This window comes from Varibaculum cambriense (genome assembly GCF_022133705.1).
GTDB lineage: Bacteria > Actinomycetota > Actinomycetes > Actinomycetales > Actinomycetaceae > Varibaculum > Varibaculum cambriense_A.
The window spans coordinates 1-13114 of the sequence record NZ_JAKNHJ010000008.1; the positions used below are offsets into that span (position 1 = coordinate 1).

Here is a 13114-nt window from a genome sequence, read left to right on the forward strand (position 1 = left end):
TCCCTTTTGTGTTGAGCGAGGAAGGGGTCGTAGGCGAGCGGCCGAATACCCCGACGAGTGTGATGTCCCGTGACATGTGTCCGCATATGTCGCGGGATTTTTTTTGGTTAATACCCAAATGTGTATTTTCGGGGTTAGTTGGGATCTGGGTCGCGACCAAGAAAACTGAGGCGCTATCCTTAGAGGCTTTAAAAGACCCTGTCCTGCCTGGGAAACGACAATAGAAAATGCGATTTAGTCCTTGACTGGTGTTCAAACAAGACATAGTGTGTTCTATGTAACGTGAAAGTGATCGTTCACACCATGGTAGCTGTGAACGATCACTTTGGAGCTCTCGGCTCCGAATGATGGGAAGGTACAGGAATGGATCAACTTATTGGTGCATTGGATGTATCGGACTATGTTGGCCTCTTAACACCTACCCGCCACAGGCTGCCTTAGACTCAGCGTTCACCATAAGTAATGGAGGGGCTCTCCCTCACTACTCGGATCAGAAAAACCGTTGAAAATTCAACGGATAAACAATATCAAAGGAGATATATCATGGAGATTATTGCTGACCACAAAGGAGTGCCTGTTAAACACGGCCGCGCATTCGTAAATGGAGTTCGGCTCCACTACTACGTGGCGGGTGAAGGTGAACCGCTGTTCCTGCTGCATGGGGTGCCGAAGACTTCATATCACTGGCGCCGGGTGATTCCTCTCCTTACGCCGTACTATACGGTTATCGCACCAGACCTGCGCGGTCTTGGTGACTCGGATCGCCCAATGGGAGGCTTCGATATGAACAACATGGCTGAGGATATCGCCCAACTGGCTACTCACTTGGGCTATGAAGAGTTCTACATTGCTGGTGAGGATTGGGGTGCAGCTTTCGCCTACCAGCTCGCCGCGAATTACCCGGAGCGGGTCAAGAAACTAATTTTCCAGGAAATGACCCTTCCTGGGCTCGGGCTTGAGGATTATTCCTTCCTCACTCGCGAAAACGTCAGCACTTACGTCTGGCTCTGGCACATCAACTTCTACAGCGTTCCTAATTTCCCTGAAATGCTCATCACGGGCAAGGAGAAGGAATACTTCAACTACTTCATGAAGCACGAAACGCACAATCCGCAAGCAATCGCGCCGGATGCACTGGATGAATACGTGCGTTGCTATTCTGCGCCGGGAGGTATTCGCAGCATGTGCGAAATCTACCGCGCAACACTGGATGATGCTGACCAGATCCGAGAAGTTTCCAAGAACAAACTCAAGATGCCAGTACTGGCGGTGGGGAGTGAATACTTCATTGGAGAAGACAACGAACGGCAGATGCGCGAACTCGCCGAGGACGTTAGCGCCGTAATTCTTCCCTGGGGGCACCAGCTGGCGGAAGAAGATCCCGAAGGTCTCGCAGCTGCTTACCTCGATTTCCTTGGTCGTGGCGAATAAATACATTGCATGAATCGTTTTGATTTATCGCATGACAAGTAATAACTAGCCGTTTACAAGGAGAAAAATATGGGAAACAACTACGCTTCCGAGGAAGCGGGCTATTTTCGAGTACAACAGAGTGAATCAGGGGGTTGGGCATTTGTAGATCCGTCTGGTAAGCCGTTCGTATCTCTTGGGCTGAACCATCTCGATGACACCGATCTGCGCTATCCACATAATGTGGATGTGTTTGACCGTAAATACGGTACTCGGGGGAATTGGGCGAAGGGTGTTGTCCGAGATCTTGAGGATCTTAATTTCAACACCATCGGATGGACCGGCCAGTACATCAGCGGAGACTGGGGCAAGGCGCTCGACTGGTTCGGAGATCCCATCGATCTCGGCCACTCAACGCCCTGGCCTGACGAGCTCCTGCTTGATGCTGGCATGCCCTATGTAGTGCAGATCCGGGTACAAGAAATCGAGGATTGGAACGGTCACCCTGCATTCCGGGACGTATACAGCGAAGATTTCAAAAAATATGCCGACTGGCTCGGGCGACGCATGACATCCGAGCACAAGAATAGCCGGAACCTGATCGGGTATTTCTTGGTGGATATCCCTGCTTGGCTGCCCCACGCTTCTGGTCGTTTCTGGCCCGGCTTCGAAGGTCTGTCGCCTGAAGAACACGACGCGAAGCTATTCGAAGTGGCCACGCAGTACTACAAGACCATTAGTGAAGCGATCCGCCGATACGATCCGAATCACCTCATCCTCGGCGACCGTTACAACGGAAACAAGGGAATTCCCGAGGTCGTGCTGCGCGCTATGGCACCCTTCGTCGATGTGCTCTCAGTACAGTACTTCACCGGAAAGACTGAGGAAGAGTACACGGCGATGATCTCCGACCTCCGGCAGTGGCATGAAATCACAGGTAAGCCCGTGGTAATCGCTGATATCGGAAACTGGGTTCCTACAGACATGAACCCGCACCGCACGAGTGACATGCACACACATGCCGAACGTGGTGAGGACTATGCGCAAGGTCTTGCCAGAGTCATGGCCGAACCCTGGATCATCGGCTGGCACTGGTGTGGGTACATTGAGAACCTGGGTCGAGGCTGGGGAATTAAGGATCCCTACGATGAGTTCTACTCCGATCTCACTGACCGTATCCGGGACGCTAATGCAGCTGCCCAAGCTGCGATTAGTAAACGAATGGAGTAAAGATTAAACGAGCGACGGTTAGGTAAAGTCTGATCGCTAATTTCCGTTACTGCAGTCAGCTAGCACCCGCTAGCTGACTGCAGTAATGCTTTGTTTAGCGTTGACATCGACGATAAAACAATCTGAATGATGTACAAACCCGCAGTTCAGGGTCGACTACCCTATCTGTGTGGCTATGTCCATGTTCAAAAGCAGATCAACATGGCCGTGTAAAGGTCGCTAATAGTTTCGGCTAGCGCTCTATTTTTGTGTAGCTTATTCAAAGCATCATAATCCCTGGTAATACCCCAAAAACAACAAGTTTACATACAGAATTCAGGTGTTAATTCAAAAATAGTTTTATAAAAGCTCTTGACATCTTAAGTGTGAACGTTCACAATAGGGATATCTGGTTTCGGACTTACGGATCGGAGCTTGATAAGTCTCACAGTTCAAAGGAGAACGATTATGAAGAAAAGGGCATTGCTTATCGCTGCGGCCTTGGCAATTGTCGGAAGTACAACGGCCTGCTCAGTAGAGTCTGGAAGCGGTGAAAAAGCTGACACTCAGGTTGCCAGCAAGGCAGATGCCGCCCTCAAGGAAGTAGAGGGCAAGGTGTTCAGCAAGGGGCCGAATGGGGAGACTCCCGTCACGTCTAAGGCTGTCGAACTCACCGATGAAGAAATAGCGCAGGTTAAAGCGAAGAAGGCCACCGCTGCCCTCGTGATGCACTACGCTGGCAATGACTGGGCTAATGCCCAGATCGCGGGGCTTAAAGCCGAGTTTGCTCGACTAGGCATCGAGGTTATCGCGGTCACCGACGCGAACTTTAACCCGGGTCAGCAGGTATCCAACATCGAGACGGTGCTTGCCAAGAACCCGGATATTGTGGTGTCTATTCCCACTGACCCGGTAGCTACCGCCGGTGCATACCGTAAGGTCGCGGAAAGCGGCGCGAAGCTCGTCTTCATGGACAACGTTCCTAAGGGGCTAAAAGCTGGCGTGGACTACGAATCGATTGTAAGCGCCGACAACTTTGGTAATGGCGTTGTTTCCGCACACCTGCTCGCCAAGTCTCTAGCCGGTAAGGGAGAGATCGGAGTCATTTACCACTCTGCAGACTTCTTCGTTACCCGTCAACGTTACGAAGGTTTCACCAAGGTTATTGAAGAGGAATACCCGGATATCAAGATCGTTAAGAAGCAAGGAATCGCTGGCCCCGATTTCGCTGGAGACGCGCAAAAGGTAGCCGACGCGATGATTAGCCAGAACCCCAAGCTAGCGGCTATCTGGGCAGTCTGGGATGTTCCCGCTGAGGGCGTGATGGCTGCTGCCCGTTCTGCCGGTCGTACTGACCTCAAGATCGCTACCGAGGATCTAGGGACAAACGTGGCAATTGCTTTGGCTCAAGACCAACTAGTTGTCGGTCTTGGTGCCCAGCAGCCGTACCAGCAGGGTGTCGCCGAAGCGCGTATCGGCGCCGGGGCTCTGATTGGCAAGAAAGCTCCCTCTTATGTAGCGCTAAATGCTTTGCCGGTCTCGCATGAGAACGTGCTTAAGGCATGGAAGCAGGTCTATAACAGTGAGCCTCCAGCTGATCTGAAGAAAGCGATGAAGAAGTGACTGCCGCAGAGGACACCAAACGGGATGTAACCAACCCGGAACCCTTGGTGGCTATGAGAGGGATCGAGAAATCCTTCTCTGGGGTGAAAGTTCTCGACGACGTTGACTTTGAAATCGTCGCCGGTGAGGTTCACGCCCTGGCAGGTGGTAATGGCGCTGGAAAATCTACGTTGATGAAGATTCTCCAGGGCGTGTATTCCCTGGATAAGGGAACCATCGAGATCGCTGGCAAGCGGTGTCGCTTCGGGAATATCCACGATGCGAAGCGAGCCGGGCTGGGGATGGTATTCCAAGAGTTTAGTTTGGTGCCTACCCTAACCGTTGCGCAAAACATCTTTCTTAATGGTGAGCCTCGCAGCGGGGGAGTCATCAACGACAAAGAAATGATTCGCCGTTCTCGGGAACTTTTCCAGCGTATGCAGGTCGATGTAGATCCCACGGCAAAAATGTCCTCGTTGTCGACGGCCTACTGGCAGTTGACCGAGATTGCGAAGGCTCTGGCCGAGGATGCTCGGGTACTGATCATGGACGAACCTACGGCCGCTCTTGCTCGACAAGAAGCCAAGTCGCTGTTCGAGCTGATCGAACGGCTTACCTCCGAAGGTATCTCCATCGTCTACATTTCCCACCGGATGGAGGAGGTCTACCAAATCGCGGATCGCATCACGATCCTGCGCAATGGTAAGCGCCTACTCACTTCCACACTGTCGGAAATTACACCCGAGGAGATCGTCGAGGGTATTGTCGGTCGTAATGTAGCCATGGCATCTGCTCCCCACCGGGATTGTGCTGAACGTCCGGTTGTGCTCTCGGTAGAGGGGCTGGCCGCTAACAATGGGCTGCATGATGTGTGCTTCGAAGTCCATGAGGGAGAGGTTCTCGGGCTGGCTGGTCTGATGGGCTCCGGTCGTACTGAACTGGCTCGTTCCTTGTTTGGTATCGACCAGGTGACTGCAGGAACCGTGCGTATCGATGGGAGCGAGGTTAAGATCAGCAAACCCAGGGATGCACTCTCTCACGGTTTGGTACTGGTTCCCGAGGATCGCCGCCGTCAAGGTCTCGTATTAAGGCACTCTGTCAACAGCAACCTCCAATTGCCGCACTTGGCGGAAAACTCTCGAGTTGGATGGATGAATGATCGCGCCCTCGGTGGACTGGCCAACAAATTGATCGAAGAGTTTCGCATCAAGGTGACGCGCCCCGAGGCACCTGCCTCGTTACTGTCCGGCGGTAACCAGCAGAAGATCGTGCTCGCCAAGTGGATTAGCCGTAACCCGCGGGTTCTGGTGATGGACGAACCTACAGCCGGTGTTGACATCGGAACCAAATCAGAAATCATCGAGACTATCCGTAACTTTGCAGCCGAAGGCCACGCGGTGATCGTTATTTCTTCTGAATATCCCGAACTACTCGCCATGAGCGATCGCCTGCTCCTGATGCGCGAGTCCACTGTTGAACGCGAACTCACCGCGTCCGAAACTACCGACGAGCAGGCACTAGAACTAGCAGTTCAAGGAGTGAACCATGAGTGATTCAACAGTCCCGGCCAAGGTGGCCAGAAAGCGCTTCAGCTTCGACTGGCGTCGGGATATCATCTATGTCGGTTTCGTAGCCGTCCTGCTTATTTTCTCGGTGCTGCTGCGCGATCAGGGGTTCCTGTCCACAGCTAGCTTCTGGAACATCCTCCGTCAAGCGGCCATCGTCTCGGTGATTGCCGTCGGGATGACACTGGTAATCGCAGCAGCGGAAATTGACTTGTCCGTTGGTTCGGTCGCGGGTCTGGCTTCCGTGGTGACGGCCATGGCACTGTCACAATTTGGGTTGGTGCCCGGCATCTTAGCGGGACTGGCGCTCGGGGCGGTCGTCGGCTGCGTCAACGGTGCCCTAGTTGCCTTCGTCCGAATCCCGTCCTTCTTGGTGACACTAGCCATGATGGGCATAACCTTCGGTATCGCCCAATGGATTACCGACTCCGCGCCGGTACCCATTCTGGACATGAACTACGTCGCTAACTTCGGTGGCGGGAACATTGGCCCGATCCCCGGCCTGATCATCTGGATGCTGCTCTTCGTCGTGGGTGGTGCCTTAGTGCTCAAGAAAATGCGCTTCGGACGCCAAATCCTGGCGACCGGCGCCAATCCGGTAGCAGCCGAGTACTCCGGTATCAGTACCTCTTGGGTACGTTTCCGGGTAATGCTGATCTGCTCCATGGGAGCAGCCGTGGCCGGCATGCTCTACGCTGGTCGCCTCATGTCTGGTCGTTTCCAGTGGGGCGCTGGTGACGAGATGAACGCTATCGCCGCAGTAATCCTCGGCGGTACCGCACTTGCTGGTGGTCGTGGCTCCGTTGTCGGCACCTTCTTCGGTGCATTACTTATGGCGACGATTAACTATGGCCTCATTTTGGCCGGACTCGATACCTCTCAGCAGCAAATCATCCGGGGCATAATCATCATCCTGGCAGTCGCCCTGGCACGCAAAGACTAGCCGCCTAACAAGCAAGAATACAGAACTCTCCGCAGTAACAGAAGAAAGGAAGAACTATGGAGAAGCAAACAGACAACCGGCCTGTGTCGGTTGGCAAGAGCGCCTTCAAGGTTGATGGCGAGACCGTCTCGCTCTACGGCGGTGCCGTACACTACTGGAGGCTTGATCGGGACAAGTGGGATCAGATCCTGGAATCCGTCAAAGGTATGGGATTCAACATGATCTCGATCTACATCCCGTGGGAGATCCACGAAGTAGAAAAGGGAGTTTTCGACTTCTCGGGTAACAAGGACATCGACGCCTTCCTGACCCTATGTGAAGAAAAAGATTTCCGGGTAATCGTGCGTCCCGGACCGCAGATCAACTCCGAGTTGACCTGGTTCGGATACCCCAAACGTATACTCGAGAACGAGCGGTTGCAGATGCGCAACGCTAAGGGAGGACGGACCGTCCTGACCCAGGTGCCTAAGCCCATCCCCGCGGTCAACTACGCGGCCGATGAATTCTACGAGGAAACCGCACTCTGGTACGACGCAATCTGTGAGATCCTGGCACGTCACTGCTACCCCAAGGGCGGCATTGTTGCGGCTCAGGTAGATAACGAGATGGCGTACTTCTTCTGCATCAACGCTTACGCTGCTGACTACTATGAAGAGTCGTTGGCACAGTACCGCACCTTCTTGCTTGACAAGTACGGTGACCTGGCCAGCATTAACAAGGCCTACGGCACCTCTTATGGCAGCGAGGGCGAGATTGACCCGCCGCGCCGCTTCGAAGGCAAAGACAAGCATGACATCCCGGTATTGGCTGACTGGATTGAGTACCGCGAACAGTACCTGATCATTTCGATGGATCGTCTCGCCGACATGATGCGTGAGCGTGGCCTGGATCAGATTGCGCTCTTCCACAACTACCCGCACCCGCTCGGTCCTGGTGGTGCCGCTTCTGGCTTCACCACACCTTTCAATATCGCCAAGCTGGAAGAAAAACTCGACTTCGTCGGCTTCGATATTTACTCCCGCAAGGAACTTTACAGCCACGTCAAGACCGTAGGCTCGTATGTGGTGGGAACCAGTCGCTTCCCCTACATCCCGGAGTTCATCGCCGGTGTGTGGCCCTGGTACCTGAACCCAGGTGAGATTTACGACGAGGAATTCGTTACCAAGGCCGCGCTGATGCAGGGGATCAAGGGCTTCAGCCGCTACATGCTGGTGGAGCGCGACCGCTGGCTAGACTCTCCCATCCGTCGCGATGGTCGGGTTCGCGAAGACCACGAGAAGATGTTCAGCAATGCTAACCGGATGCAGTCCGAGAACAGCTTTACCTCCTTGCGTCGTGACGCAAAGGTACTGCTCCTGGCTAACCGCGAATATGACCGGCTAGAGGCGGCCTCGGTGCTGGTTTCCTTCCCCGGTGACTTCTTGGAGACCCCGTCGGGCTTCAGCGAATACGCTAACCCGCTGACCATCAGCGAAGACAATCTGGGCTTCGATGCACCAGTACAGTTGGAGAAGAGTAAGGCTTTCGGTGCTTGCTTTGAGGCACTGTCTGCCGGGGGTCACGACTTCGTGATCTCCGATACGGATCTCGATCCCGCGCGCTGGGGCGAACGCAGCATCATCGTGTTGCCGACCCTCGACTACCTGGATGCAAAGATTCAGCAGGCTTTGGTGGACTTCGTAGCCGGTGGTGGCTGCGCGGTAGTTGGTCCGAAGCTGCCCGAGCTAGACTCCCTGATGAACCCCTGCACTATCCTCAAGGATGCTGTTGAATCCGGCAAGGGCAAGTGGTTCGTTGTCAAGAGCGGAGATGACGCCGCTAGCATGCTCGATAAGGCTTGCGCTGCTGCCGATGTTGCCGCCGTAAGTAAGAGCGATTCCCGGCTTGACGTGGTGGTACATGTAGACCAATCTGACGATAAGCGTCGCGTGGTCTTCGTTGCCAACCCGACTGCTGAGGCTATCGATACCCGTATCGAACTGCCCTTCGAGATCGAAAAGGCCACGGAACTGTGGTCAGGTCAGCCGGGCACCGTCCAGGGCAGCCAGTTGATGGCTTCTATGCCCGCCTACTCAATCAATGTCTACGACTGCTCACTAAAGAACTGAAAGGAACTGCAATGCTTCACGGTGATGTTTTAATGGCCGATCTGGACGTGGACCAGTGGCGGAATGCGCAGCGCCTGCTGCTACGTTCCGCCAAGGGCGCCCGTAGGATCGTGTGTTTGCTGGAAAAAGGAAAGGTAGTCAAGTGCCGCCACACCGAAGGTAAAGAGGTGGTTCAGGCTCCGACCCAGGTTGATGATCTGCAGGCTGCTGCGGATGCGCTGTACGCCGCCAACCGCGACCAGGTCGATTTCGTCCTGGTGGCAGAGCGCGATGAAATGGACGAGTACTTCGCCGAATACCAGAATACCTGGAACGCGGACGAGGATCTCGACGTATACGTTTGCCGCTCTTGGAGCCTACTGCGTGGCCGCTACAAGTCCTCGATTGTGACGGCTCCGGAACCTGCTGACGAGACTCTGGGTCTGCAGTGGAAGCTGGGCGCCTCTCATGAGGATGTGGTGTCGGCTGCGGAGGCGTTCGTGAGCCCGGAGAGCACTGTGGTGCTAGCCGTACACGACAACAACTCTTTGTGGACCAGCCTGATCCTGCGTTTCGATCAGGACCGCAAGGTTATTTCGATTGGTACCGCCGACCCGAGCTTGATGGATATCAAGGGTGACCGGACTGCGGTTACGGAGCGCCTAGTCTCCTTCGCTAATGGTCGCGAGGGCGACGTTAAGCTGGTGGTGAGCTGTACCCGCGAGGCCGCCGAACAGTTCTTGGCTACCAAGGACAAGGCAGCGGTTATTTCTAAACTTGGAGATGACTTCAAGGTAGAGCGCATCGGCTAACCGTAATAGATAAAGGAAGTGGCCGGGATCCCAGGGATGGGATCCCGGCCACTTCATGTTACGCACCTAAATATTGCCTTTAACAGTACTTTCAACCCGAATTAGGGGCTTCTGTGCTCTCTAGTTAACAGGCGCCTAGCTATTGCTTTGCCGGTTATTATCACGAAATTCTCGAGCGGGGGGGGGCTTCAGTGCTCTTCCTGATGATGAGATCAGGGGAAATAGTGTGGCGAGCGTCAGGTTCAGAATCTTGCAGGCTACTCACACACAGGCGGCCCAGCGCCACGAAGTCCTGCCGCACGGTGGTTAGTGGGGGATCGAATTGGGAAGCGAACTCATGGTCGTCGAAACCGATGATGCTGATGTCTTGCGGTACGCGGAGGCCGCGCTCGTTAAGTGCCCGCATCAAACCGAGCGCCATCAGGTCGGAAGCTACGAATACGGCCGTGGGGCGGGGATTCAAGTCGGCTATGCGGCATCCAGCCTGGTAGCCACTTTCCCCTGTCCAGTCACCGATTAGCGGTTCTGGAACGGGTAGATCCTGAGCGAGCAGGGCATCTCGCCAGCCATTGAGTCTAACTTGTCCTTCGAGCCACTCCTGGTTGCCAGCTACATGGGCAATATCTTGATGACCGAGCCGTATCAGGTGTTGCACGGCTCGCATGGATCCCTCGTATTGGTCCTCGGACACGACTACGGCGTGTGGAAGGGGAGTAAGGTCAGCGGCGAGCACGACAATAGGTAGTCCGCTGGCCCATCCAGAGTTTTCGATGGAGTTCAAAGCGAGTTCGGCTTCCCGGATTAGCGGGGCGATGACGATCAGACCGTCAACGTAGGCATCGCGGAAAGTGTCGAAAGTTGACTGGAGTGAACCAAAAGAATCGCGATCATTGACGGACAGGATTACATTTTTTCCGACTTCTCTGGCAGCGATTTCGATTCCTCGCAAAGCTCCCATCGGGCCGTAGCGCCAGGATGAGTCAGTAACCACCCCAATGCTGCCGGGTCGGTCAGTCTTTAGAGCCGCAGCAGCGGCATTACGTCGATAGCCTACCTCAGCGATAGCGGAGAGTACTCGCTCGCGAGTATCCGGATGCACGGCTCCCTGATCATTAACCACGCGCGAGACGGTCTGATAGGAGCACCCAGCTAGACGGGCAACATCATGTAAAGTTGGGCGTCGCTTGCTAGGTGTAGTAGACATACAAGCAACTCTACTACGAAGCGGTTGCCGTCACTTTCGTAAGTTGTCCGTTTTTCATCTTGATATCGGGAAATTACCGGGTTTAGCAACCTGGTATTTTAACCTAGAGATAGAACTAGGCGTCATTTTGAAGATGGCGAGCAGACATAATACGGGATGGATGGTTTCCTATGAGCCAATCTTTAGGTGAAACCGCTAATGAACCGGCAATGCCCCTACCGGAAAATAGCCGGCAAGATGCGAAAGTTAACTTCCCGGTCTTCCTAGGTTCCTCAGTGGGGATCTTAGCCATAGCCTTGTGGGCACTGATTTCTCCCACTAGCGCCGCCGAGGTGCTGGGAGTTGCGGTCGGGGCGATCTCAAAATGGTTCGGCTGGTTTTATATTGCGCTGGCTGCCATCATTCTAGTTTTCGTATTTTTCTTGGGATTCTCCCGCTATGGGGAAACCCGCCTAGGACCGCCCAACTCCCGTCCCGAATTTTCGACCTTCTCCTGGGCATCCATGCTGTTTGCTGCCGGGATTGGTACCGATATCCTATTTTTCTCCGTGGCCGGCCCCGTCAGCCAATATCTGCAGCCTCCCGTGGGCAAAGGGGAAACTATCGAGGCTGCCCGGGAAGCCACGGTTTGGACGCTTTTCCATTACGGCATCACCGGTTGGGGGATGTATGCCCTGATGGGGATGGCTTTGGGGTATTTTGCTTATCGTCGTAAAAAACCCTTATCGGTACGCTCCGCCCTCTACCCGATTTTTGGAGACAAACTCAACGGCCCGCTGGGGCATACCGTTGACGGAGCCGCCATCCTAGGCACTATCTTTGGGGTGGCCACCACCCTGGGAATCGGGGTAGTACAGCTTAATGTGGGGCTGGAAATCCTTTTCGGGATTGAACAGGGGATTCCCGCGCAGGTGGGGTTAGTGATTCTAGCGGTAGCCATGGCTACCGTCTCTGCAACTACCGGAATCCATAAAGGAATCCGTTTCCTTAGCCAACTCAACGTGGTATTAGCGCTGTTTCTGGCATCCTGGGTTTTCATCACTGGAAGAACAGCTTTCCTGCTTAACGCTATTGTGATGAATATCGGGGACTTTGTATGGTCATTCCCGCGCCGCGCCCTCGAAACCTTCGCCTATTCAGACGTAAGTGCCTGGATGTCGGCGTGGACGCTGTTTTTCTGGGCGTGGTGGGTGGCCTGGGCGTCCTTCGTGGGAATGTTCTTGGCGCGGATTTCTAGAGGACGCACCCTGCGGGAGTTCGTAGTCGGAACCATGCTGATTCCCTTCTCCTACGTCCTCATGTGGGTAGCTATTTTCGGTAACGCCGCCATCGACCTGATTCGCAGCGGCGATAAATCCTTTGCCGAGGCTACCCTCAAAGCCCCCGAAATGGGTTTTTATCTACTTTTGCAACAATGTCCGGCGGCGGTATTCATTATGGGGCTAGCCACCTTCGTAGGTCTGCTATTTTACGTAACCTCTGCGGACTCGGGCGCCCTCATTATGGCGAACCTGTCCTCATTCCTCCCGACGGTACGTTCCGATGCTCCCGGTTGGCTACGAATTTTTTGGGCGGGGGTAACCGGGCTGCTAACTATTGGCATGCTGATAGTCGGGGGCATCCCGGCGCTCCAAAACGCGACTATCATTATGGGATTGCCGTTCTCGCTAGTAATGATCTTAGTGATGATTGGCCTGGCCAGAGCGTTAAAGCAAGATCGGCGTGCCCGGCAGTTGCGGGCGCACTCAGCCCGCAATATTTTGGCGGGAACCGGGTCTATTGCTGGGCGGCTAGAAACTAACTGGCGCGAGCGCCTCTCGAAAACTTTCGGGCAAGTAACCCCCGTGGAAGCTCAAGCCTACCTGGATAAAGTGGCTGAACCGGCGTTGCGGGACTTTGCCGCAGAACTAAATAAACAGGGGATCCCCGCCGAGGTCGTCCGGGGAGATAATGATCCCCTCGAGCAAGTAGATCTACAAGCCCGCATCTATGACCGCCTAAAATTAACCGCTTTCAAAGGTCCTGACCAGTTTGTTTACCGGATTTTGGCGGTAGATACCGCGAATACTATCTACGCGGGTTCTGCCCCCAGCAGTCCTCGCTCTACTCGCCTGGAAGTACATTTGCCTGATAATGATCAAGATTATGACGTGATGGGGTATTCGCGCAGCGCCATCATCCATGACGCCTTTGACCATTTCGACCGTTACCAGGACTATTGGCGGATTAACGACGGCTAAAGCGGGAAAAATCGCGCTCGGACTTTGACGTTTCCTATTGTC

9 protein-coding genes are annotated in these 13114 nt (G+C 54.3%); 8 read left to right on the forward strand and 1 reads right to left on the reverse strand.

The window, feature by feature from the left end; all coding sequences use genetic code 11:
* Positions 1 to 543 precede the first annotated feature (543 nt).
* The 7 genes from L0M99_RS04985 (at position 544) to L0M99_RS05015 (ending at position 9628) form a co-directional block, all read left to right on the forward strand.
* Positions 544 to 1431: an alpha/beta fold hydrolase gene (locus tag L0M99_RS04985; RefSeq protein WP_238127958.1), complete on the forward strand. Its 888-nt coding sequence runs from the start codon at positions 544 to 546 to the stop codon at positions 1429 to 1431.
* Between the two features lie 69 nt (positions 1432 to 1500).
* Entirely contained in the window at positions 1501 to 2640 is a 1140-nt protein-coding gene (locus tag L0M99_RS04990) for an agarase (protein WP_238127959.1), read from the forward strand.
* A gap of 447 nt (positions 2641 to 3087) precedes the next feature.
* Positions 3088 to 4242, forward strand: coding sequence for a substrate-binding domain-containing protein (locus L0M99_RS04995; RefSeq protein WP_238127960.1), 1155 nt, complete (start codon positions 3088 to 3090; stop codon positions 4240 to 4242).
* The gene (locus L0M99_RS05000; RefSeq protein ID WP_238127961.1) at positions 4239 to 5774 is read left to right on the forward strand and encodes a sugar ABC transporter ATP-binding protein; all 1536 of its coding nucleotides are present in this window, start codon (positions 4239 to 4241) and stop codon (positions 5772 to 5774) included. Before L0M99_RS04995 ends, L0M99_RS05000 begins: the two co-directional genes overlap by 4 nt.
* A complete protein-coding gene (locus tag L0M99_RS05005; protein ID WP_238127962.1) occupies positions 5767 to 6729 on the forward strand; it encodes an ABC transporter permease in 963 nt (320 codons plus the stop codon). The genes L0M99_RS05000 and L0M99_RS05005 overlap by 8 nt, the downstream gene beginning before the upstream one ends.
* 56 nt (positions 6730 to 6785) lie before the next feature.
* The gene (locus tag L0M99_RS05010; RefSeq protein ID WP_238127963.1) at positions 6786 to 8837 is read left to right on the forward strand and encodes a beta-galactosidase; all 2052 of its coding nucleotides are present in this window, start codon (positions 6786 to 6788) and stop codon (positions 8835 to 8837) included.
* Positions 8838 to 8848: 11 nt separating this feature from the next.
* A complete protein-coding gene (locus L0M99_RS05015) occupies positions 8849 to 9628 on the forward strand; it encodes a hypothetical protein (protein WP_238127964.1) in 780 nt (259 codons plus the stop codon).
* A gap of 160 nt (positions 9629 to 9788) precedes the next feature.
* Here L0M99_RS05015 and L0M99_RS05020 read toward each other — a convergent pair whose 3' ends face one another.
* Complete coding sequence (locus tag L0M99_RS05020; RefSeq protein ID WP_238127965.1) at positions 9789 to 10832, reverse strand: LacI family DNA-binding transcriptional regulator; 1044 nt, start codon at positions 10830 to 10832, stop codon at positions 9789 to 9791.
* A gap of 170 nt (positions 10833 to 11002) precedes the next feature.
* On the opposite strand from L0M99_RS05020, the gene betT reads away from it, so the two are divergent.
* Positions 11003 to 13072: a choline BCCT transporter BetT gene (gene betT, locus L0M99_RS05025; protein WP_238127966.1), complete on the forward strand. Its 2070-nt coding sequence runs from the start codon at positions 11003 to 11005 to the stop codon at positions 13070 to 13072.
* The last annotated feature ends 42 nt before the right edge of the window (positions 13073 to 13114 follow it).